The sequence below is a fragment of the Pseudomonas sp. TE3644 genome, assembly GCF_056278815.1.
Genome location: NZ_JBWBQF010000001.1, coordinates 2,872,835 through 2,898,464, shown reverse-complemented (window position 1 = coordinate 2,898,464; position 25,630 = coordinate 2,872,835). Strand labels below are relative to the sequence as shown.

Genomic DNA, 25,630 nt, shown 5'->3' with positions numbered 1-25,630 from the left:
GCTTTCTCCATCACTGCTTAGAGGTCCAGTACCAACTTGGCGGTCTTGGCACGAGAAACACAGGTACAGAACGCTCCATTGGCGCGTTCGCGATCGGAGAGGCAGATGTCTCGGTGATCCGCCTCCCCATCAATAATCTGGGCAACGCACACACCACAGTCCCCGCGGCGGCAGTCGAACATCGGGTCCAAGCCGGCTTCGACCATCACGTCCAACAAGTTCTGCCCCGGGTTGACTACCAAGCTCACACCGCTGGTGCGTAGTTCCACCTCGAAGGGCAGGTCGCCGTCTTCTTCGAGCGTGCCGGCGAACAGTTCGTAATGCACCTGATCTTCTCGCCAGCCCTGCTCACGGGCCGTCTGGATGACCGAGGTGATCATTTCGGTAGGGCCACAGATGTACAGGTGGGTGTTGGCGGCTGGGTTGGCGAGTACCGTTGTTGCTGCAAAGCGTTTCGCTGCATCGCCGTCACTGATCCAGCAGCGGCTGTTCTCCATGCATTGAACTTCAGCGAGATAGGCCATGTTTGACCCGTCGCGGCCTGCATAATGAAGCGTGAATGCCTGCTGAGAGCTGATCAGCGCGCGTGCCATGCTCAGCATCGGAGTAATACCGATACCGCCCGCTATCAGCAGGTAGTGGTCTGCCCCGGCCACCAGAGGGAAATGGTTTTTAGGTGTTTCTACGTTGACGTACTGGCCCTCGACTAAGCTGTGAACCCACTTCGAGCCCCCCGTGCTTTGTTTGTCCAACTGAACAGCAATCTCGTAGTGGTCACTGTCGGACAGATTGACGATTGAGTACGCACGTTTTTGCTGACGCTCCCCCGGTAGATGAATCTCAATATGCGCGCCCGGAGTAAAGCAGGGCAGCGGTTTGTTGTCGCGTGCCGTCAATACGACACGGCGAATACGCGGGGTCAGATTTTCTATTTTTTCAACTTTCAATGACAAACTGGACATAACGAGACCCTGTACGCATAAGGCGACCGGTCGGTGAATAAGACCGGCGACCTGTAGTGACCATTTTTCTAGCTGTTACTTTCAGTGAATTTTTCAAAAAATATGCGCGCCGACGTGAGTGCGTTATGGGTGTGCCAGTGTTTGATGGATTCCACCATGGGGGGAGGGCCGCACATATAGATGTCAAAGGGTGTATCGGCTGTTTCATATTGACTGAGATGTGCCGGAATGAAACCTGTCAGCCCTTGCCACTGTTTGCCAGCATCGCTCAATACCGGTGTGAACTCAAACGCGCTGATCTTTGCCTTGTAAGCCTCGATACGCTCAAGCTCGCACAGATCCCGTTCTGTTCGAACGCCGTAGAACAGATGAATGGGGTAACCAGACCCGCCTTTTTCTGCCAGTTGGTCAAGCATACCGAGGAACGCAGACAATCCGGTGCCGCCAGCGACCATGACGACCGGACGATCAATGTGCCGTAGATAAAAAGCACCCAGCGGGGCTTCCATCTTGATGGTGTCACCGACCTTGCAGCGCTCCCGCACATAGTCGGTCATGACGCCGCTCGGTAGAAGGCGGACGAGGAATTCAAGGCTTCTGTTTCCGGGTGCACATGCAAATGAATACGAACGACTGTGGTCGGTACCCGGCACTTTCAGGCGCGCATATTGTCCCGGGAGAAAGTTCAAGTCGGGTTGATCGGCGGCAATGGTGACCCTGATTATTGCGGTGCTGTCGGACACTTGGGTCACTTCTGCCACGGTAGAGGTAACTTCAGTAGTCCCCTCGTTCGAGCACAAGGTTGAGTCAAAGTCGAAATAAAATGCAGCGTCCGATAATACCCGCGTCTGGCAGGACAATACCTTGCGCTCAGCCAGATCCTGTTCAGACAATGCCTCTTCATCGACGTAGTCCTGGGTATAACTTCCCGATTCGCAGCGGCCCTGACAGGTCGCGCAAACCCCTTCTCGGCAATCGAGGGGAATCTTGATTCCGCACTTGAGCGCCGCGTCCAACAGAATGCCATTGGGCGGCACCGCGCAAAACAGTGTTTTTCCGTCAGCGAAGTTCAACGCAACCTTGTACATGGCTTGACCTTTCTACGACTTAAATATGGTAAAAATCCAACACGGAATTGATCGTGTCGTTTAACAGCAAGCTGTGTTTCTTGGCGATCAGCCAGCTCTCCCCATTTGGGCGCAATGTATAGGTTGCCCGGCCGAAGAAATGCTCTGCGGTCGCTTGGCGGTAGTACAGCGTCTGCCAATTAACCCGCACTTCCAGGTATCCATCCTCCAAGGGATGGATACGGACATTACTAATCTGGTGAAGCGTGCGTGGCATTGGTGTCGCCGAGGCGGCCTTGCCAGTACGAATACGGAATACTCGATCCTCAAGACCGCCCCGGTTGGGGTAATAGATGAGTGACATGCCTTTCTTCGGATCAGTGGTATACACATGCTCAGCGTCCCATTGAGGCAAATGGAAAACACTGTCTTCGCTAAACAAGGCAAGGTAGGCGTCCCAGTCTTGGGCATCGCAGAGCTCAGCTTTTTTGTATAGAAACTGTTCGACCTGGTACTGAATTTCGGCGTTCATTTCTCACACCTCTTTAAGTTTCAATGACTGGGCGTCGGCCGTTTGACGAGCGAGCCCTGTGAGCAGAAACTTCTGCCAGTTGCCATGCTGGTTGACATACAGGCCTTCGTGGGTGAACTCCGCCCCGATCATGGCCGGTGAGATACCGATGGTTTCGGTATTGCGGGTAGGGCCGGTGGTCCATTTATCGCGACCGCGGGAAATATCACTCCACCGTTCAAGGCGTGCCTGAAACCCACGTTGGGCTTCGCGAAACTCGACCAAGTCGTCGGGTGTGCCCATACCGGAAACGTTGAAAAAGTCTTCGAATTGACGGATGCGGTTCTCGCGATCAGCGTCGGACTCGCCCTTCACGCCCAGGCAGAAGCTATTGATTTCGGTTTTATTCCATGCGATCGGGCGAATGATCCGTAGCTGCGAGCTGATCTGATCCAGAAAAAACATGCTGGGATAGACGTTCAGGTTACGCAGCCGATGCATCATCCATTCCGCTTTGTCCTGGCCATATTCTTCAACCAATCGCGGCATGATCGTGGCGTACCCCGGCCGCACTTCCGGATTTGGCATGTCGCTGAACAGCACACTGTGACCGTTATCGAAGGCGAACCAGCCGTCATCCGTTTCAGTGTCACCTGCGCCCAACTTGCTGTAGTCCAGCGTATCGCCTGAGGCCTGGCCTTTGGCGGCATTTACCTGCTGGCGATGCTGCACAGTGGAAACATAATTGTAATGGACGGTACTGACGTGGTAACCATCAAGACCATTTTCGTTTTGCAACTTCCAGTTACCATCGTACGTGTAGGCTGATTTCCCTGGCAGCACTTCCAGTTCACCCGTCGGTGACTGTGCGACCATCATGTCGAAAAAGACTTTGGCATCGCCAAGGTAGTCTTCAAGGGTATCAGTACCTTGAACATCAAGGCTGACGAAGACAAAGCCTTTGTAGCTTTCAATTCGTGCTTTCTTTAGCCCGCGCGTTGCCTTGTCGAAGTCGTCTCCATATTCTGCCGGGGCCTTGACCTTGACCAGGCGACCGTCGCTCTTGTAACACCAGGCGTGGAAGGGACAAGTAAAAGTAGACTGGTTACCTTTGCCGACGCGAGTCAGGGTAGTGCCGCGATGTTGGCACGCGTTGATCAGCGCATTCAGATTGCCTTCGCCGTCGCGAGTGATAATCAACGGTTGGCGACCGGCGCGGATGGTCACGAAATCGTGCTTGTTCAAGATTTCACTTTCGTGACAGGCGTAAATCCAGTTTTTTTCGAATATCAACTCCATCTCTAGATCGAACAGTTCAGGGTCCGTAAACATGTCCCTGGCGATACGATAGATGCCTTCTTCACTTCGAAAGTCCAGGCAGCTTTCGATGTACTCTTGCCATTGGCTTAAATCACGCATACGGCTCATCAGTAAATCCTCAATCGTGCGGCTTCCCAAGGCCCCCATTAAAGAGCGGATGGCAGGGGCGGTCTATCCGTTTTGTAGATGACTTAAAGCCACTTAAAGAGATGCCGTGGGTGAGCGGGAAGTTCTGAAGTTTCTAAAGTAGATGAGAACGATAATCGATAATCGATAATCTAGGATGTCACTTTTTCTTGAAGTTGTTTCGCTCGGTGTCAGCCCACATGCGCAGAAGGGTAACACCTGGTGCATTTATCTGAAGTGGATGCTCCGTGGTGGTGCATGTTGGCCAGTGCTCGGAACATATTGATTGCAGTGCGGGTAACCGATAATCCAAAAGGTCGGATGTAACTATCCATAAAAGCAGATGCGTCTGCATCGCTCTCTCGCGTGGCACAGCTCTTGCTGTCAGTCACTCACTCGCCGAAGAGCGACTTTTCCATTACCGTGGAGCCATGTGATGACCCAGCCCCATGTAGTCGCGGCTCGCGACATTAAAATCAGCAGCTATGACATGGCTGGCGCACGTGCGTGGATGGAAGAGGTTTGCGGCCCGCATAGCCTGCAGAGTCCGCAGCCTGAGAAGGTCTCGTTCAGGCATAGCGCCAAGGTGTTCAAGTCCTTCGCCACCACTTTGGGGGTCATGGAGTATGGCGCCGACGTACGCATTGGCGTGGAAGCTGCCGAGCACTTGGACAGCTACAGCCTCAGCCTGCCTCTGACGGGCGAGCAGGAGTTGGTGTATCTAGGCAACCGTATTCAGTCAAACAACAGTGTCGGCCTGATCGTTTCGCCGTTCCACAGTCAGGAGCTCATGATGACTGGCGATTGCCGCAAAATCTCGGTCGTTATTCCTCGTGTGACGATGAGGCTTGCGCTTGAAGAGATCCTCAAACGGCCGGTCGAAGTCCCCATTAATTTTGACCCAGTCATGGATGGCCAGACGGGTGCCAGCGCATCCTGGTGGAGGTTAGTTGCCCATTTCGTCTCCGAGCAGCAGGTCGGAGGTGCGGTCTTTGACCAGACCCTCTTTTCCCGAGATATCGAAGCGTCGTTGGTTCGCGGGCTTATCCTGGCGCAGAAAAGCAATTACTCCGATGAAATTCAGGAGAGTTTGATCGGGAGATTACCCAGCTACCTGTTGCGGGCGAAAGACTTTATCCATGCTAATGCGCGCGAGGATCTTTGCTTGGAAGATATTGAAGCGGCGGCAGGCGTGTCAAGGTTCAAGCTATTCGATGGTTTCAGGAAGCATATGGGTATGTCTCCCATGGCTTACCTTAAGAAATTACGACTCTCGGAAGTACGCAAACAGTTGCTAAAGGGAGGGAGAGGTACCAACATTTCGAATGTGGCGACCGAGTGGGGCTTCAATCATTTGGGCAGGTTCGCCAGTGAATATAAAAAACTATTCAACGAAATGCCTAGCGCTACCCTTCATCGGCATGACGTCGCACGCGCTCACATGAGTTGAGGAACGAGCGGGGAAAGTAGGCGGTGCATGAGCGATAGGCCCCGGCGATAATGTCGCCGGGGTTTTTTATTGGTCCCGCGCCCAAGGCGCGGAGCGTTGAAGGTAGCGTTGTACTTTACCAGCCTATTCGCCGGGCGCATGAAATTTTCGGCGATACAAATTTTCCGGACTAATTTGCTCGGTTTTTGGATTGTTCGCCTAATCGGTGTCGGGTGAAATAGATAGGCAGCGTCAGCGGTGTGGGCTGAATAAAGCATCGGTGAAATAGTGTTATCTATGTTTGCAAGAACTCGATCATGCAGGGTGAGTAGTGGAAGTCTGAACTCCAAGGGCTACCCCCACTCTGCGTGCTTTTGTCCAGCGGAATGGTGCAAAAATGTCTATTGACGATAAAGAAAACGAAAAAAAGAGCCCGTTGCAGTTGAGTCGGCGACACACGTTGTTCGGGATGGCTCTCGGCGCAACAACGTTAGCCGCTTCTTCCCTAGTACGGGCGGCAACCTCTGATAATGGCGCGGCAACCCTGCCTAAAGACGGGTACGATGTCATCATCATCGGTGCGGGCATGGCCGGCGCTACCGCTGCGCGAGAGCTCGGTGCTCGCGGGAAGAAATGTTTGGTGCTTGAAGCCCGTAACCGTCTGGGCGGTCGCACCTGGACGGCGGATATTTTTGGCCAGCAGTCCGAAGTCGGGGGGCAGTGGGTGCATTGGTATCAGCCACATGTGTGGGCCGAGATTAAACGATATGGCTTGGAAATTGACGAAACGCCTGGCGCCAACCCAACCTATGGCACTGTGTTGATCAACAATAAGCTGACGAACATTGACCCCGCCGACTCGTTTGCTCGCCTGGACGCAGGCATGAAGGTGTTCTGTGGGGATTTGATCAATGCGTTTCCGCGACCTTATGACCCCGGCTTCGATCCCAGCTTTCTCAAGCACGACGACATCTCGATCGCCCAGCGTTTGAAGCAGATCAATCTGGACATCACCACCCACACGATTCTTGAGTCGTTCTTCGCGACGGCAGTCAGCGGTAGCCTTGAAACTGCCGGCATGCTGGACCAAATCCATTGGTATGCACGTGCAGACAATGACATGGGTCGGCTATTGAGAGCGTGTACGCAGTACTACATCAAGTCGGGAACTTCGTCTCTGATCCACAGCATGCTTGACGAGAGTAAGGCGGAGGTAAAAACCAGCACTCCGGTGCGCAAGGTGGAGCATAACGCGTCAGGGGTCATAGTCACCGCGGAAAACGGTGATGTATTCAAGGCCAGTGCCTGTGTGGTCGCGATGCCCATGAACTGCTGGAACGATATTCAGTGGGTGCCCGCGCTGCTCCCTGGCAAGGTGGCTGCGAGCAAGGAGCGGCACGTGGGGGCTGGCTTCAAATTGAAAATAAAGGTCAAAGGCAACAAGGGCGCCTATCAGAGCCTGGCCGGTGCAGGGCACCCGGTGAATATGGTGTACACAGACCATTTTTATGACGACCACACCACACTTTTCTGCATGGGCTATCCGACCCCAGGCTTTGACTACAACAATAAAGCACTGGTGTTGAAAGAAGTCGAGAAGCTGTTGCCGGACGCCGAAGTGCTGGACACCTTCGCTTATGATTGGACCAACGACCCTTACTCCAAAGGCAGTTGGTGCGACTATAAGGTTGGTATGTGGAGTAAGTACGGCGCTGATATGCGTAAAACCGAGGGGCGGGTTGTTTTCGCAGGTTCTGACGTCGCAGATGGATGGCGCGGTTTCATTGACGGTGCAATCGAGACTGGGCTGCGTGCGGGCCGGGTGACGGCAGAGTTACTCTCCGGCAAAGCCTGATGAAAGCCTGCCTCACTCTGGCCTTGCTGGCGGCCTTACTCTTTAGCGCCTACGTCGGTGCTCAGGCGTGTGAGCCCTCGGCCGTCGAGCGTGCATGGGATCAGTGTTCTGTGTGCCATACAGTGGTGGCAGGCGATTTTTCCAAATTTGGACCCAATTTGAATGGACTCATCGGCAGACAGGCAGGGACGCTTCGGGGCTACGTTTTTTCCCCGGCTATGGCAAATAGCAATTTCATCTGGAGTCGCGAGCAGATTGATCAGTTTCTGCGGGGGCCTCAGGTGAAGGTACCGGGAAACAGAATGCCGTTTGGGCTCATATCAGATGACCAAACGCGAGCTGAAATAATTTGTAAGTTGGCGATCAGACAATAATAGTATTCTTGCGGTTAGAGGGGGCAACATAATGCAGACGTATTTCACGCGCAATCGGTTTTTACTCGTATTGAATGTACTTGCGGTGATCCTGTGTTTCAACACGGTCTACCTGGCCATCCAGGCCGGGAGTTTTGAATATGAGGCTACCGGCAATATCATTGGTCAGCTTGACGTGGGGGTCGAGGGATCTCCCAATCTCAAGTGGATGATGCTCAGTGACATGTTCGGATTTTACCTGTTCAGCATTCCGTCTGGACTTTATCTTTGGTTCGCCCTGCGTGAGGATCGCTCGTACTTGCTTTCCCTGGCGACGCTGGCGGGCATTATTTTTGGAGTGGTGGGTGCTATCGGCGCGGCACTATTGTCCGTAGTCTGGCCTGTGCTGACAGTATTGCATGCGAGTCTCGCAGACCCAGCCTCGAAGACTGTGACTCAGGAGTTGTTCCGAATTCTCACCATGGCCGTTCAGGACGGTATGTGGGGTAGACTGGAGTTTTTCCTATCGGGCATCTGGTATTTGGGACTCTCAGTCATCCTTTGGCGCCATAAGAAAGCGTTCGCTGCGGTTGCTCTTGTCAATGCAGCCTGTGCATTGGTATCCAGTTTTGGAAAAATCATGGACATGGGGGAGCTGGCCGGTCTCGCGCTCACCGGCGTGACGTATGCCACTCCGGTTTTCTACCTATGGGTGGGTATCATTGCCTGGCGGGGGCCGATTGCCGAGATGACGCCACGTTCACCTGCTGGTCGGGAATCGGTGGCGCAAGGCGTCTGAGCCTGACGGCGATAGAGTCGGCGAAAGCACTTCCATTTCGCACCGTTGTGATGGGTACCTTGATTGGTCTAGGGGTACCCGGTTTTAGAGTGTGCGACAAATCCTTGAGTGCGGCAAGACGCGGTGAGGCTAAAAAACTTCACCAGCGTCTGAAAAGTGTGGCGCTTGGGGGTTGGTTGTCTATTAACTTATTTTTGTCGAGGTGGCTATGGGACTCGTAGACTGGAAACACTGGCTCGTCATCCTGTTAGTAGTCGTACTGGTGTTCGGTACAAAAAAACTCAAGGGGCTTGGTTCTGATGTGGGTGAGACTATCAAAGGTTTTCGTGCGGCAATGAGAGATGACCACGCGCCGGGGCCATCGCCTGCTATCCAGGCAATAGAAACCGCGTCGACGCCGCGCGCCGCCGGAGCTAGTGCGACTTCGACGGCTGAGCATTCTATTCGCTCCGCTGCAGAATGATTTTAGACGGGATTGCCCGGATGATTGAAGCCAATACTTCACCGCAACAGGCCATACAGCGTATTCGATCTCCCGGGTTGATAATGCCTTCTTTGAGTTGGAGCGATGGCTTAGGGAAACTCCGAACAAGTTGCTCATCAGCCGGAAATGGGCGGCTTGAGGATGCCGAAAAGCCCGACTTTCAGCCGTTGATTATTGGAAAACCAAGGCACAGCCTTGGTTTTCTACCCTCACGGGCGCACCTCTCCCGCAGCAGGCAATAATTGCCGGCGCACCATCCACAGATTCGACAGGGCAAACAGCGTGGTCAGTTGCGCCGTGTTCTTGGCCAAGCCACGGAAGCGGGTTTTCACATAGCCGAATTGGCGCTTGATCACACCGAATGGGTGTTCGACCTTCGCTCGCGCCTGCGCTTTGACCTTCTCGATCTTGCGTCTGGCTTTGTAGAGCACGCTGCGTTTGTTTAAGTGTTTATAGCTGCTGCGACGAGCCGCAATCTGCCAGATCACCGGCCTTCCTTCATGCTCCGGCCGCTTCTCCACGCCGGTATAACCCGCGTCGGCACAGATAACATTTTCATCGCCATGCAACAGGTGAGCGACCTCCGTTACATCGGCCACATTCGCCGCTGTACCGTGGACGTGGTGCACCAGACCCGACTCGGCATCGGCACCGATATGCGCCTTCATGCCGAAGAAATATTGATTACCTTTCTTCGTCTGATGCATCTCGGGATCGCGTTTGTCTTCCTTGTTCTTGGTCGAACTGGGTGCGTGGATGATGATGGCGTCGACAATGGTGCCAACAGTCAACCCATTGCAGCCGTTGAGCACTGCAATAATCTCGGCGCACCTTAGTGCGTTTAGCATGCCTCTCTATGCTGAACACTTCGCCGCGCCGATTATCAGCGCCCCCCTGATTCTGGGTCTACGAGACATTACGTCGTTGCTACCGGCTCCCCTACAAAAGGATAATCGGTATAGCCAGCCGCATCGCCGCCGTAAAACGTATCTCGGTCATAGGTGTGCAGCGGGAGGTCATCATGCAGGCGCCTCGCGAGGTCAGGATTGGCGATGAACGCGCGTCCAAAGGCGACCATGTCGGCACTACCTTCGCTGACAAGCGCCACAGCGCTTTCACGTTGAAATCCACCCGCTGCAATGATCGGCCCGTTGAAAAGCGTGCGCAGATATTGAACAGCAACAGGCTTAGCACCTTCGTCGATGGTTTCATTACCTTTAATTCTTGGCTCAACGACGTGTAAATACGCTAGCCCCATCGTGTCTAGCTGCGTGGCGACATAACCGAACGTCGCCTTAGGGTTGCTGTCATGCATTGAGCCATAGCTGCTCGAAGGACTAAGGCGGACGCCGACGCGGCCTTGTCCCCATACCGAAATCACGGCCTGGGTAATTTCCAGCAGGAATCTGGCGCGGTGTTCGATGGGGCCGCCGTAAGCATCGGTGCGCCTGTTGGTGCCGTCCTGCAAAAATTGGTCAGGCAGGTACCCATTGGCGCCGTGAACCTCGACACCATCAAAACCGGCCTCCTTGGCCAGTTCGGCGCCTCGGCGAAACGATTCGATAATGTCCGGTATTTCGGCAAGCGCCAAGGCGCGAGGCATGGCGAAGGCCACCGGGCCTGTTTTCGCGTACGCATCCCCATCAGCCTTGATCGCCGATGGCGCGACGGGGTCAATATTGCACGGTTGCAGCAGTGGGTGGGATTGACGGCCCACGTGCCACAGTTGCAAAAAGATCAGCCCACCTTTCTCATGCACGGCGTCAACGACTGTGCGCCATCCGTCGACCTGTGCTTGGGTAAAGATGCCTGGCGAGCCCGCGTATCCAAAGCCATAGGGTGAAACCGGCGTGGCTTCAGCGATGATCAGCCCGCCTTGCGTCGCGCGCTGGGCGTAGTATTCGGCCATCAATTCGTTGGGGACATTGCCCTCGCTTGAGCGCATCCGGGTCAAGGGCGCCATGACAACACGGTGCGACAGTGTGAAGGGGCCCACCTGGGTTGGGGTAAACAGCGGCTGATTGCTCATGATCTGAAGTCCTTGTATATCAGGCTTGGGACGTAAGGGCGTTGGTGCGTTCGATACCGCGCAGCACGGCGGGTCGCTGGCTAACCGCGTTGAACCAACGTTCCACGTTCGGGCTTTCAGCGAAATCGACACCGGCAAACTCTTTGCGCCAGAGCCAGCCGAAGTGGGCGATGTCGGCGATTGAAAACTCATCTCCGGCGACATGAGTGGTGTCTGCCAGTACGCCATCGAGCACGGCAAGTGTGCGTTTGGCCTCGCCATGGAATCTCGCAATCGCCGCCGGGTTAGGCTCGTTGGCAACTTTCTGGAAGTAGCCGGACTGTCCAAAGGCCGGGCTCAGCCCACTGGCATGGAAGAACAGTTGCTCGAAGGCTCTGGCCCGCGTCACGCCCTCGGAAGGCAGCAGCCGACCATATCGCTCCGCCAGGTAGACAAGGATGGCGGCCGATTCGGTCAGCACCATGGGCTGGCCGTTGTCACCCAGCGGATCGATCAGCACCGGCACTTTGGCATTGGCGTTCAGGGCGATGAACGCCTCGTATTTTTGCTCTCCCTCGCGAATGTTCACGGGCAGTAACCGATAGTCGAGCCCCAGCTCTTCGAGGGCGATAGGGACTTTGACGCTGTTGGGGGTGGCAAACGCATGAACAATCAACATGGGGCAGTTCCTCAATCGACAATGGACTAGGGCATTGCGTGGTCACTAACGCAACGCTTCGTGCCAAGTGGCTACGATGGAGGCCAGTCTGCGTGGAACGGTTAGAGCGCAGCAGACCGCTCGCAGCGATATGAGTCATTCCTCCGAGGAATAAACATCCAAGGTTGCACGCGTCGAGTGAGGGCATTCCTGTTGAGCATATTTCCTATGCGGGTCAGCGCTCTACTGAGGGCGCTTCTACACCGCGATCATGAGTCTCGACACATCAACCATCGAGGAAATACTCATGACCCTTCAAGCCAAGCTGGATGCATTCAAGGCCGACTTCGTTGCCGGCAAGCCGCCCTATAATGCCCCAGCACCCGTACATGCGGTGATGCACCGCGCGACGGCTGAACTGATCGCCAGCGGTCAAGCCGAGCGAGCGCTGAAGGCCGGCGACCTGGCCCCGGTATTCAGCCTTCCAGACGCGGAGGGGAAGCTAGTGTCCTCAGCCGAATTGCTGTCACGCGGCCCACTGGTGATCAGCTTCTATCGCGGGGTGTGGTGCCCTTACTGCAATATGGAGTTGCAAGCCTTGGAAGAAGCACTGCCGGTCTTTAAGGAGCGCGGCGCGAGCCTGGTTGCGATCTCGCCACAGAGCCAAGCCAACAGCCGCAAGTCGCAGCGCCAAAATGGTTTGGGGTTCCCCATCCTGAGTGACACGGGTAATGAAGTGGCGGCTGCATTCGGCCTGCGTTTCAAACTGCCAGACTATCTGGCTGAACTCTATCTGAGCCTGGGTAACAACCTGCCGGTCATCAATGGTGACCAAAGCTGGACGCTGCCGATGCCAGGTCGTTTCGTCATCGGCCAGGACGGCATCATTCTGTACGCGGAGGTCAATCCCGACTACACGCTGCGCCCTGAGCCCACCGAGTTGCTGCCTGCATTGCGCGCTTGATTGTCCATCTTTCAAGGCCGCCTTAGGGCGGCCTTGCTTATTGCCGGCTCATCAAGCCTTCGACGAAATCGACAAACGCTCGCGCCTTGGCGCTCGCCAGGCGGCCTGTAGGAAATACCGCCCAGAGATCCAGCGGCGACAGTTGCCAGTCTTCCAACAGCGGCACCACGTCGCCCTTGGCGAGTTCATCCGCGAACATCCACTGGGACGTCAACGCTACACCCAGATGCCCGAGTACTGCCGCGCGCACACCCTCAGCCGCACTGACCCGCACCCGCCCGCTCACTGTCACCGACTGCACTGTACTGCCCTGCTTGAAGGCCCAATGTTCACCGCCGCCTGCCAGAGCGTATATAACCGCTTGGTGCTGTGCCAGGTCAGTCGGCACTGAGGGCTCGCCATGGGTCTGCACGTAAGCAGGCGTGGCCAACACCAGCCGCTGACATGCCCCGATCTTGCGTGCGATCAGGTTGGAGTCCGCCAAAGCTCCCATGCGCAGGGCGACATCGATGCCTTCCTCGACGAGATTGACCGTGCGGTCGTCCAGGACGATATCGATGTTCAGTTCGGGGTGTGCTTCGAGGAAAGCCCCCAGGTGCGGCAGCACATGCAAACGCGCGAAGGTCACTGCCGCGCAGACCCGCAAGGTACCGTGCAGCCCGCTGCCTGCACCACGCGCGGCAAGGTCGGCTTCATGGGCTTCCTCAATGGCACGTTTGGCGCGGTCGTAGTAGGCCGTACCTGCCTCGGTCGGCGTGAGTCCGCGAGTGGAGCGCAATAGCAGGCGAACGCCAAGGCGCTCTTCCAGTTGTGCAATGGTTTTCGACACGGCGGGCTGGCCGAGGTTGAGACGCCGCGCGGCAGCAGAAAACGAACCTGCTTCGAGCACACTGACGAAGGTTTCCATTGCAGCCAATCGATCCATCGTTGTTCCACCTGAAACGGTTAAAAAAGGCATGACAAAAAACGAGCGAAGCGTAGGCTTCGCTCGTAGCGGAAGGGTTATCTCAGCGCGGAGGGTACAAAGCAAGCCTCTCTAGAACGCAGCCTTGCCGATTGAAGCACCGCCATCGACGAACAATGTCTGGCCAGTCATGAAACCACTGCTCTCGGACAGCAGGAAGGTGATGGCCGCTGCGATCTCTTGCGGCTGGCCAAAGCGGCCCATCGGAACGCCCGAAAGGTAGCGGGCCTCGCCCTCGCTGCCAGGCGGGTTGTTCGCGCGGAACAAAGCTGTTTCGGTCGGCCCGGGGGCTACAGCATTGACGGTGATACCGGTCGTGGCCAGTTCCAGTGCCCACGACCGGGTAAAACTGATCAGTGCGGCCTTGGCAGCGGCATAGGCCGTACGGTGGGTGATTCCGAGCACGGTCAGGCTGGAGATGTTGACGATTCGGCCCCACTGCCGCTCGCGCATGCCCGGTAATACGGCTTGAGTGGCCAGAATCGCCGAATGCAGATTCACGCGCATCACCGCATCGAAGTCGTTCAGATCCACCTCGCCCAGCAACTGCGGGCGAACCAGCCCGACATTATTCACCAGGCCGTCAAATGCGTATTGCTCGGTGAGCGTTGCCAGGGCTTGCTCGGTCGCTGCGCTATTCTCCAGATCAACGGAGACCAAGGTGCCGGGGAAATCAATGTTCTCCACCTGGCGGGCAATGCCCACAACGCGGTGGCCAGCCTCCGCTAGCGCCTGAGCGAGCGCAAGTCCGATGCCTTTGCTTGCGCCGGTGATCAAAAAAGTTCGCATGGTCATGAGTGCTCCTGGTGCCAGCCCATGTCAGGGCTGGCTGAGTGATGGTCGGCGGTGTCTCTTAGACCGGCTTAGTCCATTCGTTACCCTTCATGAACGGATCGAGCTGAGTGTGCACCAGATGGTTGGTGTAGTTGCTCATGACCTTGGTGGCAACGCCCAGCACCACTTCCAGAACGTTGCGGCGAGTGAAGCCAGCAGCGAGGAACGCCTCGATACCTGCGTCGCTGACGAAGCCGCGATCACGCACCACCGCAGTTGTGAACACATGCAAGGCTTCCAGGCGGGCATCCGGGATGACAGTACCGGCACGCAATGCAGCAATCACCTCAGGCGCCATCTCGATCATCTTAGCCAGAGTGGTGTGCCCGGCCATGCAGTAGTGGCAATTGTTCTCGAAGTTCGAGGTGAGGTACACAACCTGCTGTTCATGCGCGGTGAGAGTGCTCTTGCCAAACAGATCCCAGAGTTGGCTGTAGCCGGCCAGCAACTCTGGCGATTCCGCCATATTGCCTTGCAGGTTGGGTACGAAGCTGAACGCGTTCTGCACCGCTTCCAGAACAGGCTTGGAGGCAGCAGGGGCGGTGTCGATGGTGTAACGAGTGAAAGTGGTCATCGCAGTTTTCCTTGAGTGGGTCAGCAAGAGTGCTGAAGCTATCTTGCGGTTCTCGTCAGAGCTGCGGAACGTAGGGAGTGGACATATGACTCATGCTTCACAGGAATAAAGCAGATTCGGAGCCACTGATGCATGCACGACCCTCGTGGAAGAAATGACGGCGGCAAATTACGTGACGAGTGCTGAAAGGCTACGGAGGCTCGACTTCTACCTGTCAAGGTGCGGCCGTGCAGGGGGGTATAACCGATACGAACGTGTGGTCATGTCGAATACAATCCGCTCGTCAAGCCAACGCAATACGCACCCTTGGCTAGGTGAGTTCGCTGGACGCTTACCTTCGTTGACCTTTGCTGTTATTGATCGCTCAACGCGCGCTTGTGCCTGAGGGCTCGGCCACGGCCAAGACACTGTATTACCGCTTGAAACGCTGGGTAGCGCTGATGCGCTACCTGGACGATGGTGCTGTGCCCATCGATAGCAATGCCGTGGAGAACCAGATCAGGCCGTGGGCGCTCGGTAGGTCGAACTGGCTCCAGAATAGCATCGGAAGGGTCATGCCTAGCCCTTTGCATGAATGACTGTGAGCCCAAACTGGTACGCGTCCGGTGAAATCAGGTTGATACAACCGGATTCGTGGCGCTCACTCCAATGGCAGTGGACGATCTGTGATGACGTGTTTCATTACTAAGGTCGAGCTTAGCCGCTGTACATTTGGCAGCCTCGATAGCTCCTCATCATAGAGCTTCTGAAACGCCGGAAGGTCTGCGGTTACGACCATTAGCAGGTAGTCCGGATCACCAAATAGTCGTTGAGCTTGGACAATGTAGGGGATACTTGGTAAGGCTTCTTCGAAGTCTGCTACGGCCTGCTGATGCCCTTCTCGTAACGTCACGAACACCAGTGAAGAGAAATTGAGCCCTAGCTCGGGGGCAGAGAGGTGGGCGCGGTATCCCTTGATCACTCCAGCCTCCTCTAAAGCTCGAACTCGTCGATGGCAAGGGGACAAGCTCAGCCCCACGCGCTCGGCCAAGTCCGTGAGTGACTGGCGGCCATCTTCTTGTAACTCCGCAAGAATCTTCCTATCGAGTCGATCCATTTCGAAAAACCTTCTACTGAAATTGGGGGCTGCGAGTATCTACGCAAGATAATACCATGAGACTTGCTTTATCCTTCTTCTCAGTTTCCGCCAGGGCCAAAGGTGCCGTACTGGTGATGAACGAGAGGAAAATTTATCGTGAGCGCTTCTTTGATGATGGCCTTCTGGGCCGTTTCGTTTCTGTTTGTTATTACCCCAGGGGCTGATTGGGCTTACGCCATTTCAGCGGGTTTGCGAGGCCATACCGTGGTGCCTGCGGTATTGGGCATGCTATCAGGCCATGTTCTCGCGACATTGATCGTAGCGGCCGGTGTGGGTGGCCTGCTGGTGAGAATCCCTTATGCGTTGTTGACGCTTACGCTGATGGGGGCTGCTTATCTCTTGTGGCTCGGCTTTAACATGCTGCTCAAACCCTCAGTACCCGCTCAAGGGGACGCCGCAGATGATGAGGGCTGGATCACCTGGGCATTCAAGGGACTGTGTGTGAGCGGCCTGAACCCAAAAGTGCTGCTGCTGTTCCTGGCTTTGCTGCCTCAGTTTACTGATTCGTCTGCCGCTTGGCCGGTTGCAGTCCAGATCATTGCGCTAGGGCTCATCCATGCTTTCAGTTGTGGAGTCGTTTATCTGGCCGTGGGCTATGGCGCACGCGCTGTACTGACTTCTCGACCTGGGGCCGCGCTCAATGTCAGCCGCATTTCAGGGGCCGCGATGATTGTCATCGCTGTCGTCCTCGCGGCTGAGCGGCTGACCGTTTAATGGAAGGTAAACCAATGTCTGAACAGACCACCGCCCCCTACGCTAGTCAAAATCGTGGGCGGGTAAGAATTCCTCATCTACACCAGATGAAAGCGCGGGGCCAAAAATGGGCCATGCTGACCGCTTATGACATGTACACCGCAGCCATATTTGAGGAGGCAGGAATTCCTGTGCTTCTGGTCGGCGATTCAGCCGGTAACAACGTCTTCGGCTATGACTCGACCTTGGCAGTAACCGCTGACGAAATGTTGCCCTTGGTCAGCGCGGTCTCTCGGGCTACCAAGCGCGCATTGATCATTGCCGATCTGCCTTTTGGTTCCTACCAGGGGTCACCTGAGCAATGCTTCCATACCGCCGTGCGCTTTATGAAAGAAGGTGGCGCGCACGCCGTTAAGCTCGAAGGTGGAATTGAGATGCTCCCCCAGGTCGAGAAGCTGGTGGCCGCAGGGATTCCAGTGATGGCCCATATTGGATTCACCCCGCAGGCAGAGCATCAACTGGGCGGTTACCGTATCCAGGGCAAGGGCTCAGACGCGCAAAGGTTGATTGATTTAGGGATGGCTTTTGAGCGCGCAGGAGCGTTTGGCCTGCTCATTGAGATGGTGCCAGGCGAGGTTGCTAGCCGAATCACCGAGGCAGTTGGCATCCCCACCGTTGGAATCGGGGCGGGGAACGGCTGTGACGCTCAAGTACTGGTATGGCAGGACATGGCAGGTCTGCGGCAAGGCCAATTGCCTCGATTCATCAAGCAATACGCTGATGTGCGAAAGGTGTTGAACGACGCTGCTCAAGCCTTCGCTAAGGATGTCGAGTCAGGATCATTCCCAGGATCTGAGCACACTTTTTGATGCGGCAGGAGAGTCCAATGAACGCGATACGCCAGAGGGCGATTGAAGGGCTTGAACAGGGCGACACATTCGAGATCAAGCGCACCTTCTCGGAGGCTGACATCGTTCAGTTCGAAGCACTATCGCATGATCACAATCCAGTCCACTCCGATGCCGGATACGCTGTAGCTAAAGGTTTTGACGGCACCATCGCCCAAGGACTCCTTACGGCGACTTTGATCACCGAGATTGGCGGGCACTTGGGTTGGCTGGCTACATCAATGAGCTTCAAGTTCAAGCGGCCTGTCTATGTTGGGGAGGAGTTGACCTGCGTATGGGCAATTGTCCGGATTGATGACCGACATCGAGCGGAAGCCGAAGTCATCGTGAAGAACAGCACCGGCCAAGCTGTGCTGCTGGCTGAAACTACAGGGGTGATTCCTAGCGAGGCTGAAAGGGCGGTTCTCGCGGCAACCCCAGGCGATTAGGTTTGGCCCGATGCTGTGATCAACGTATCCCACCGAAACTCTGGAATAGACAGTTCAGCATGCATTATCTATTGAAACTCATTATCCGGCCTGGAACTGAACTGGCTGATTCCTGCTTCCTGATCCTGGCTTTTATTGTGGGTGGTGGTGCAGGAGCACTGTTGGCTCACAAAATATCGCTGGGAATCGGACTGCCTTTCGCGTTGTTCGCCACTCTAGTACTTCATCTGATGTGGCGGACACCAAATTGTAAGCTCTAACCTGTCGAGGCCGGTGCCGAATTACCCATGTCCCTACGCCGGAGTAACCCACCTCCAGGTCGGAATAAACTAACACAAGCATGGTTCGTGAGGATTCAGACTGGGGCATGGATCTCTCGGCATCTGGGTCAACTCAACATCGGTGCCGACAGGCGTGCGCCTTAAGAGGCTGGCGTCCACGGCAAAGCCTTCACTTTTGACCAGGCCTGCGTCCATGCAGCGGCGCAGCACTCTGAATTCGCTCAACCTTGATGCCATTGATCCGTCTGATGCAATGAAAAACTTTGTTCACAGAATGGCCTTCAAGAAGACCCAAGGCTTCTCAGCCGTCGTTGCACTGGATGCCAGGAGTTTCAACCTGCAACGCGCTTGAATGCAAGCCAGCCCGGCGCAGTTAATGGCACAGCTAGCTGCGTCGGTACCCACAGGAGGCCTTAATTCGTTCACCCGTCGCCTGGAACGGTATCTCGTAGAGTGCACGGGAGACCAAAGGCTCATTACTCCTCCTGCTAGAAGCGCTATCATCCCGCCACCAGCTCAAGTTGGGGCCGTCTTGATCGGGCATTCGCCTGCACCCCCTGAGCATCTGAGACAAGGAAGGTTGCGCATGGACGAGCTCGTTCAACACGTCACCCCACAAGAAGAACCAAAGCCGAAAGAGCTCAAGATCCTCGCTACCTTGGTATCAAAGCTCAACCTGGCAGACTTCCAGAACGCGATTCCGGTTATTCATGAGCTACGCATCTCTAACGAAACGAGTGTGCGTTATCTCAACGCTACGCTGACGCTGACCTCTTCACCGGAAGTATTCAAGCCGAAAACCTGGCGTATCGAAGAGGTGGCGGCAGAGTCGTTCCGATCCATTCCAGGCCTCGATCTCATTCTGGATGGGCCTCTGCTAAGTAGGCTCACAGAAGCCGAAATGTCCACGTTCTCTTTCTCATTGGAGGCGGATTGCAACGAGGCTGAAAACGGTCGCAAAGTCATCGCTCAGCTTGAGCAGGTCGTTGAGCTACTGCCCCGCAATCAATGGGGTGGGTTAAAGCATATCCCAGATATGACGGCTGCGTTCGTTCAACCTAACGACCCGGCCGTGGAGCGGCTGCTTAAGCAGGCCGCTGAACTGATGCGTTTGAGTGAAAAGTCGCCCGCTTTGGATGGTTACAGCGGTGGGCCCAAGCGAGCTTGGCAACTGGCGTCGGCTGCATGGGGCGCAGTTGCACGCATGAAACTGGATTATTCCTTGCCGCCGGCCAGTTTTGAGCAAGCTGGCCAGAAGGTACGGAGCCCTAGCCAGATCACAGACTCCGGCCTGGCCACCTGCATGGATCTGACCCTTTTCCTATGTGCAGCATTGGAGCAGATCGGTCTTAACCCGGTGATCGTCTTTACCCGCGGCCATGCTTTCGCGGGGGTCTGGCTGAAACCTGAAGAGTTCACCACCACCTTAATCGACGACGTTTCGACGGTGAGGAAGAGGGTGAAGCTCAAAGAGCTTGCTCTGTTCGAGACTACGTTGCTCACTCAGCCATCGATCCCTTCCTTCGCCTACGCAGTTGAACGTGGAGCCAAGCAGATCGATGAGGAGGCTGAGTCCGAATTTGAAATGCTGCTTGATGTACGGCGTGCCCGCCTGCAGCGCATCAAGCCGTTGGCCAGCTCCGAAGCCCAGATTGCCCGAGTCGTAACGACTGACTTGGACGATGAGCCAGTTCTTCTCATTGAAGACGGCGACGATATCCCCGATGAGATCGTCAACGTTGAAGTCGAAGACATTGCCAAACTCAGCCCCAAAGACAGGCTAGAGCGTTGGCAGCGCAAACTGCTCGATCTCTCGTTGCGTAACAACTTGCTCAACTTCAAGTACGGGAAGAAGGCGCTGAAGCTTGAGGCACCGGATCCTGGCGCTCTCGAGGACATTCTTGCCAGCGGACAGTCGCTGAAGCTTCTGACACGCCCCGATCTCATGGATGGAGCTGATCCACGTGAGAAAGAGCTGTATGAGCAGCGTGAGCGTGAGGACGTTCGCCGGCGCCATGCAGAGGACGCCCTGAAGCGTCGAGAGGTGTTTGTAGCGCTCACCAATCGTGAGATGGATGTGCGCTTGACCGAACTTTATCGCGGCGCTCGTACCGCATTGCAAGAGGGTGGGGCCAATACACTGTTCCTGGCTGTCGGCTTCTTGAAATGGACGCGCGAAGACAAGGCCGGTCAAAAGTACAGTGCACCCTTGGTGCTGATACCAGTCAGTCTTGAGCGAAAGAGTGCGCGCTCCGGCTTTTCGATCGTACTCCATGACGATGAGCCTTGTTTCAACCCAACGCTGATCGAGATGCTTCGACAGGACTTCGAGCTGGGTCTGGGATCGCTTGAGACAGAGCTACCTCGTGATGACTCGGGCCTGGACATCGTTGGCATCTGGAGGCGAGTAGGTCACGCTATTAAAGACATTCCTGGATGGGAGCTGTCAGAAGATGTGACCTTGTCAATGTTCTCTTTTGCCAAATACCTCATGTGGAAGGACTTGTCAGAGAACGCCCACCACCTTCGGCAGAATTCTGTCGTGCAGCACCTTCTTGATACACCTCGGGACTCGTTTGCATCCGGTACTCCGTTTCCGGACGCAAAATTCCTTGATCGAGATTACGGCCCTGCAGACGTGTTCTGCCCGCTGCCATGCGATTCGTCCCAACTCGCCGCGGTCATGGCTGCATCCAAAGGTAAGGACTTTGTACTGATCGGGCCACCTGGTACCGGTAAAAGCCAGACGATTTCAAACATGATTGCTCAGTCGATCGCTCAGGGTCGGCGCGTGCTGTTTGTCTCCGAGAAAATTGCCGCTTTGGACGTCGTCTATAGGCGTCTTCGTGAAATCGGCCTCGGAGAGTTCTGCCTCGAACTGCACTCCAGTAAAGCCCGCAAGGCTGATGTACTGGCGCAGCTGCAGTCAGCCTGGGAAGCCAAAGGGGAAGTGGATACGGATGCGTGGGAGGTCGAGGCCCAGCGCCTTGCCTCTATCCGCGACAGCTTGAACATCTATGTAGAGCGTCTCCATAACAGATACCGTAACGGCTACACCGTATACGGTGCGATCGGTACCGTAACCTCCGGTACTGACGAGCCAATAGCAAACTTGAATTGGCTCTCGCCTGAAACTCATGACCAGAAAGCAATGCTGGAAATCCGTGAAATCGGCGATCGACTCGAGGTTAACGCTCAAGAGGTAGGTTATGAAAACCTTGGCGGCCATGCGCTTTCCGGAATCGGTCAAACTGAGTGGTCTCCGCATTGGAGACAAGAGTTTGTTCAAGCGGCTCGAGATGTACTGCCATCGGTTCTGGAGGCCCAAAAAGCGATTGATCGCTTCATCGAATTGGCAGGGCTGCCGACAGTTCCCCACACACCTTCGCCTCTTGAAGGTCTGTCGACTCTTTCTTCGGTGCTGCCAACCGCAGCTGGACATGATTGGCGCTTCGCTTTGTTGCCGAGTGCTCGATCAATTGCACACCGCTTAACGGATGGCTGTAACTGGATTGAGGAACACCGGGATCTTACTTCCAAGCTGTCCGCTATCTGGCCTGCCAGAGTCGCGGGTGATGCCAGACGTGCGATGGATTTGCTGAGCCAGCGCAGGTCGACTATGGACTCCCTGAGTCCTGCTTGGGCTCCTGTCGTAGTGGAAACGCTTCAAGATGCGCTTTCAAAATTCTCAATAATCAAAGAGCTCTCTGATCAGCTGTCCGTGAGCTACAGCGAGTTGGTAGAAGGGCTCGATGTTGAAAGCCTGCACCAAGACTGGCTGAAAGCTGATGATGCCATCTGGCCTAAATCTTGGTTAGGCAAACGACGTGTTACGGCTTCGCTTGCTGCTGTACAGGCCGCTCCTGGAGAGGCGGACGTAGCGAAGGATCTTTCGACTTGGATCGAAATCCGTGCTGTCAGGAAGTCGATTGACGAACTCCAACCTGGAGCCCAGTGCGCCGACGTTTGGAGTGGAGCAAAGACCAACCCTGGCCACCTTTCGCGTGCTATTGCCTTCCAGATCGCTTTGTCTAATCAGTTGAGCAATTCTGGGTGGCACGACGAGGGATTTGATGCCATCGAGCAAGGTCAACTAGGCGAAGCGCTGAAGGCTCAACTTTCCCGCATGCGCGCTATTGTTCGCCTCGACGGTGAGTTGGCGGAATTCACAGAGCTTGGTAGTCAGACTGCGGAGCTTTGGAAGGGGCTAGCTACCGAGACCGAAACACTCACGGCAGGATTGCAGTTCCAGTCTGAGCGGCGCGAGATTGAAGAGCGTGGTCGTCTCACTGATGACCATCCTCTTGTGGAGGAGGGGCGGTGCGGGCACGTCTTGAAGAATGACTTTGCCCTGCTCAAGAAACGGGGCATCCTCGAGCGAGATTTGGCAGACCTTTCTGACTTGCGAGAGGTTGTTCCACTTTGGAATGATTTGAAGACAAAAGTGGACGACGCACGCCAGGCAGTGCTCTTTCAGGGCCAGATTGCGGTGGCTTTGGCCAAGCTAGCCGAAAGCCCGGAGCAAATTGCAGGGTTCAAAGGGCCACTCAATGCGTTGCTTGGCGACGGAAATGCTTTGCTCGAGCCTGAAGGCTCCATCACTCAGTCGGGGGTTTTCCTTCGTGACAAGCTGAAGCAAGTAGAGGCGCGGTCGGCTCACTTGACGGCCGTGGGCCAATTCACCGAGAAAACCGTAGCGGCGAACTCAGAGCTTTCGCTCGAAGACCTCAAGCAGAACTGTGAGCTGATGGTGACTTCCGAGCCTCGCCTGAGAGCATGGTGCGCCTGGCGCAAAGTCCGCGATGAGGCGTATGCAGTTGGCTTAGCTCCGATCGTAGAAGCTATGGAGAGCGGCGCCATCACCGCCGGCAAGGTGCGTCGTGTACTTGAAGTGAACTACGCTCGCTGGTGGCTTAACGCGACCGTCGACAATGAGGCCGTCATTCGCACCTTTGTCAGCGCTGAGCATGAACAGCGCATTCGCGATTTCCGAGCGTTGGATGACAAGTTCATCGCCTTGACTCGTGACTGGCTGCGCGCGCGCTTGTGTTCTGAGCTGCCTAGCCAGGAGAGCGTGACGCGTTCATCGGAGTGGGGGTTGTTGCGCCATGAGATGAACAAGAAGACCAGACACATGCCACTGCGCGAGTTGATGAGCCAAGCGCCAGGTGCACTGACCAAGCTCACACCGTGTCTGCTTATGAGTCCGCTGTCGATCGCCCAGTACCTGCCATCTGATACGACACCGTTCGACCTGGTCATCTTCGATGAGGCATCCCAGATCCCTGTGTGGGATGCGATTGGAGCGATGGCCCGCGGGCGGCAGGTCGTAATGGTTGGTGACCCAAAACAGCTGCCGCCGACATCATTCTTCGGGCGTGCTGAATCTTCATCAGAAGACGAGGACACCGAGGCAGATCTGGAAAGCATTCTGGACGAATGCATCAGTGCAAACCTCCCAACTCGTAACCTTAACTGGCACTACCGTAGCCGTCACGAGAGCCTCATCGCATTCTCGAACCAGCGCTACTACAAGTCTGAGTTGGTTACATTCCCATCGCCATTTACTACCGACAAAGCAGTCACGCTGCATCCTGTTGCCGGTATTTATGACCGAGGCGGCTCACGCACGAACCGCATTGAGGCGCAGGCGCTCGTAGCGCACTTGGTTGCTAGATTGAAATCTCCAGCCTTCCGCGAGTCTGGCCACACCGTAGGTGTTGTGACCTTCAACGGCGAGCAGCAAAAGCTCATCGAGGATTTGCTCGACGAGGCCTGCCGTAAGGATCCGTCCCTGGATAGCTACTTCTCTGAGTCGCTACTTGAGCCGGTGTTCGTGAAGAACCTTGAGAGCGTGCAAGGCGATGAGCGAGACATCATCTACTTCTCGATCACCTTCGGTAAGGACGCCGCAGGGCACACTTCGATGAGCTTTGGCCCGATGAACGAGAAGGGTGGAGAACGTCGACTCAACGTAGCCATCACTCGAGCACGTCAGGAGCTTGTAGTGTTCTCGACGACTCGTCCCGAACACATGGATCTGTCTCGTACCAAGAATGAAGGTGTACGCGATCTGAAGCACTTCCTGGAGTTTGCTGAGCGAGGGCCGCAGGCCCTGGTTGAAGCTGATCGAGGAAGCGTTGGTGGCTTCGATAGCCCATTCGAGAAAGCAGTTGCGGCTGAGCTTTCCAAGACAGGGTGGCACGTCGTTACCCAGATCGGCGTGTCGTCGTTCCGCATTGACCTCGGCATCGTGCACCCTGATTCCCCAGGTCGATTCCTCGCCGGCGTTGAGTGCGACGGTGCTACCTACCATCGCAGCGCGACTGCCCGTGATCGGGATAAGCTTCGAGAATTCGTTCTGCGTGGGCTGGGTTGGGAGATCGTGAGGATCTGGTCGACGGACTGGTGGATTGACGCCGCGGGTACAGCAGAGAAGGTTCATCAGAAGCTCATGGCTTTACTTGAGTCTTCACGTGCGAAGCAGGCTGCGATCGATGCTGCAGAGGAAGCAGAGCGACTCAAAACCGACGCTGCCGTTGCCGAGGTGATTGAGGTGGTGGAGCAAGTTAGCCAAGTGATCACAGGCGAGGAGGGAATCCCTGTTGCCAATGACCCGGCTGGCGCCTTCCAGGAGCTCAAGTACGCGAAGGTGGCCACCGTTGATGCCGATCCCGAATACGTAGCCTACGTACCGGCAGACTATCCAGTCTATCGAGAGACGGATCCAGCTCAGGTCGTGAATGGCGTAAGCCCGGATCAATTCTTCGATGCCGCCTACACGCCGATTCTGCAGAGTATGATCGCACATGTTGTAAACGAAGAAGGGCCAGTACTAGACAGCGTGCTGTCCCGCCGCATTGCCCGAGCACATGGTTGGGTGCGCACGGGGGGGCGTATTCGCGATCGGGTTGATCAGGTCGCGCGCGCTCACTTCAGGTCTCATGAGGAAGACCAACTTGGCACCTTCTTCTGGCCGTCCAGCCTCGAGTCGGATGCTGCAGCTACATTCCGCCGCCCTAATGACGATGACTCTGTGCGTAGTCTTGCGGAAATCTGTTTACAGGAGTTGTCTGCGCTTGTGGGTGAGATGGAAGCAAAGGGGCACGCGGCTGAGGCCTTGATCCACGCCGTCGCTAAGGAGGCGGGTGTTATGAAGCTCGCACACGCTGGCCGCTCGCGAATCGAGAAGGCCATTCGTCATCACAGGAATGATTAGGCTGAGGTGCCCATGGTTTGGATTGTTCAAGCCCTGGGCTACTTAAGGTGATTGC

General features: G+C 55.7%; 19 protein-coding genes and 3 pseudogenes. 11 read left to right on the top strand and 11 right to left on the bottom strand.

Annotated features, from left to right (window positions below):
- Nucleotides 1–17 precede the first annotated feature (17 nt).
- The 4 genes from ACZ9GA_RS12780 to antA all read right to left on the bottom strand — a co-directional run bounded on the left by ACZ9GA_RS12780 (nt 18) and on the right by antA (nt 3,968).
- Entirely contained in the window at nt 18–962 is a 945-nt protein-coding gene (locus ACZ9GA_RS12780) for a PDR/VanB family oxidoreductase (RefSeq protein ID WP_457362339.1), read from the bottom strand.
- A 68-nt stretch (nt 963–1,030) separates the two neighbouring features.
- Entirely contained in the window at nt 1,031–2,050 is a 1,020-nt protein-coding gene (gene antC / locus ACZ9GA_RS12775) for an anthranilate 1,2-dioxygenase electron transfer component AntC (RefSeq protein ID WP_268151047.1), read from the bottom strand.
- Between the two features lie 19 nt (nt 2,051–2,069).
- The gene (gene antB, locus ACZ9GA_RS12770) at nt 2,070–2,561 is read right to left on the bottom strand and encodes an anthranilate 1,2-dioxygenase small subunit (RefSeq protein WP_268151049.1); all 492 of its coding nucleotides are present in this window, start codon (nt 2,559–2,561) and stop codon (nt 2,070–2,072) included.
- A 3-nt stretch (nt 2,562–2,564) separates the two neighbouring features.
- Nucleotides 2,565–3,968: an anthranilate 1,2-dioxygenase large subunit gene (antA, locus tag ACZ9GA_RS12765; RefSeq protein ID WP_457362340.1), complete on the bottom strand. Its 1,404-nt coding sequence runs from the start codon at nt 3,966–3,968 to the stop codon at nt 2,565–2,567.
- 454 nt (nt 3,969–4,422) lie between these two features.
- On the opposite strand from antA, the gene ACZ9GA_RS12760 reads away from it, so the two are divergent.
- The 4 genes and pseudogenes from ACZ9GA_RS12760 to tatA all read left to right on the top strand — a co-directional run.
- A complete protein-coding gene (locus ACZ9GA_RS12760; protein WP_268151055.1) occupies nt 4,423–5,436 on the top strand; it encodes an AraC family transcriptional regulator in 1,014 nt (337 codons plus the stop codon).
- 376 nt (nt 5,437–5,812) lie between these two features.
- A complete protein-coding gene (locus ACZ9GA_RS12755) occupies nt 5,813–7,270 on the top strand; it encodes a flavin monoamine oxidase family protein (protein ID WP_457362341.1) in 1,458 nt (485 codons plus the stop codon).
- Between the two features lie 405 nt (nt 7,271–7,675).
- Nucleotides 7,676–8,422 carry a hypothetical protein gene (locus ACZ9GA_RS12750; RefSeq protein ID WP_457362342.1) on the top strand — a complete coding sequence of 249 codons (747 nt, stop codon included), beginning with the start codon at nt 7,676–7,678 and terminating at the stop codon, nt 8,420–8,422.
- A gap of 208 nt (nt 8,423–8,630) precedes the next feature.
- A pseudogene (gene tatA, locus ACZ9GA_RS12745) lies at nt 8,631–8,757 on the top strand (twin-arginine translocase TatA/TatE family subunit); the annotation flags it as partial.
- Nucleotides 8,758–9,115: 358 nt separating this feature from the next.
- Here tatA and ACZ9GA_RS12740 read toward each other — a convergent pair.
- From ACZ9GA_RS12740 to ACZ9GA_RS12730, 3 genes and pseudogenes are all read right to left on the bottom strand, one after another.
- A pseudogene (locus ACZ9GA_RS12740) lies at nt 9,116–9,733 on the bottom strand (IS5 family transposase); the annotation flags it as partial.
- A gap of 89 nt (nt 9,734–9,822) precedes the next feature.
- On the bottom strand, nt 9,823–10,935 hold the full coding sequence (locus tag ACZ9GA_RS12735) for an alkene reductase (protein WP_457362343.1): 1,113 nt from the start codon (nt 10,933–10,935) through the stop codon (nt 9,823–9,825).
- A gap of 19 nt (nt 10,936–10,954) precedes the next feature.
- Nucleotides 10,955–11,593 (bottom strand): glutathione S-transferase family protein, encoded by a 639-nt coding sequence (locus tag ACZ9GA_RS12730; protein ID WP_457362344.1) that lies wholly within the window; start codon nt 11,591–11,593, stop codon nt 10,955–10,957.
- A 286-nt stretch (nt 11,594–11,879) separates the two neighbouring features.
- Here ACZ9GA_RS12730 and ACZ9GA_RS12725 point away from each other — a divergent pair, with 286 nt between their 5' ends.
- Complete coding sequence (locus tag ACZ9GA_RS12725; protein ID WP_457362345.1) at nt 11,880–12,536, top strand: peroxiredoxin-like family protein; 657 nt, start codon at nt 11,880–11,882, stop codon at nt 12,534–12,536.
- Between the two features lie 37 nt (nt 12,537–12,573).
- Here the strand turns inward: ACZ9GA_RS12725 and ACZ9GA_RS12720 are convergent, their stop codons facing one another.
- The 3 genes from ACZ9GA_RS12720 to ACZ9GA_RS12710 form a co-directional block, all read right to left on the bottom strand.
- Entirely contained in the window at nt 12,574–13,461 is an 888-nt protein-coding gene (locus ACZ9GA_RS12720) for a LysR family transcriptional regulator (RefSeq protein WP_457362346.1), read from the bottom strand.
- Nucleotides 13,462–13,572: 111 nt separating this feature from the next.
- Complete coding sequence (locus tag ACZ9GA_RS12715; RefSeq protein WP_457362347.1) at nt 13,573–14,295, bottom strand: SDR family oxidoreductase; 723 nt, start codon at nt 14,293–14,295, stop codon at nt 13,573–13,575.
- Nucleotides 14,296–14,353: 58 nt separating this feature from the next.
- Nucleotides 14,354–14,908, bottom strand: coding sequence for a carboxymuconolactone decarboxylase family protein (locus ACZ9GA_RS12710; protein WP_457362348.1), 555 nt, complete (start codon nt 14,906–14,908; stop codon nt 14,354–14,356).
- A gap of 356 nt (nt 14,909–15,264) precedes the next feature.
- On the opposite strand from ACZ9GA_RS12710, the pseudogene ACZ9GA_RS12705 reads away from it, so the two are divergent.
- A pseudogene (locus ACZ9GA_RS12705) lies at nt 15,265–15,441 on the top strand (IS66 family transposase); the annotation flags it as partial.
- Between the two features lie 107 nt (nt 15,442–15,548).
- Here ACZ9GA_RS12705 and ACZ9GA_RS12700 read toward each other — a convergent pair.
- A complete protein-coding gene (locus ACZ9GA_RS12700; RefSeq protein WP_457362349.1) occupies nt 15,549–16,004 on the bottom strand; it encodes an Lrp/AsnC family transcriptional regulator in 456 nt (151 codons plus the stop codon).
- A gap of 153 nt (nt 16,005–16,157) precedes the next feature.
- On the opposite strand from ACZ9GA_RS12700, the gene ACZ9GA_RS12695 reads away from it, so the two are divergent.
- The 5 genes from ACZ9GA_RS12695 (at nt 16,158) to ACZ9GA_RS12675 (ending at nt 25,575) form a co-directional block, all read left to right on the top strand.
- Nucleotides 16,158–16,760: a LysE family translocator gene (locus tag ACZ9GA_RS12695; RefSeq protein ID WP_457363735.1), complete on the top strand. Its 603-nt coding sequence runs from the start codon at nt 16,158–16,160 to the stop codon at nt 16,758–16,760.
- Between the two features lie 14 nt (nt 16,761–16,774).
- Nucleotides 16,775–17,608, top strand: a complete 834-nt coding sequence (panB, locus tag ACZ9GA_RS12690) for a 3-methyl-2-oxobutanoate hydroxymethyltransferase (RefSeq protein ID WP_457362350.1) — start codon at nt 16,775–16,777, stop codon at nt 17,606–17,608.
- Nucleotides 17,609–17,625: 17 nt separating this feature from the next.
- The gene (locus ACZ9GA_RS12685; RefSeq protein WP_268151082.1) at nt 17,626–18,075 is read left to right on the top strand and encodes a MaoC family dehydratase; all 450 of its coding nucleotides are present in this window, start codon (nt 17,626–17,628) and stop codon (nt 18,073–18,075) included.
- A 474-nt stretch (nt 18,076–18,549) separates the two neighbouring features.
- Nucleotides 18,550–18,708, top strand: a complete 159-nt coding sequence (locus tag ACZ9GA_RS12680; RefSeq protein WP_457363786.1) for a hypothetical protein — start codon at nt 18,550–18,552, stop codon at nt 18,706–18,708.
- 234 nt (nt 18,709–18,942) lie between these two features.
- A complete protein-coding gene (locus tag ACZ9GA_RS12675) occupies nt 18,943–25,575 on the top strand; it encodes a DUF3320 domain-containing protein (RefSeq protein WP_457362351.1) in 6,633 nt (2,210 codons plus the stop codon).
- The last annotated feature ends 55 nt before the right edge of the window (nt 25,576–25,630 follow it).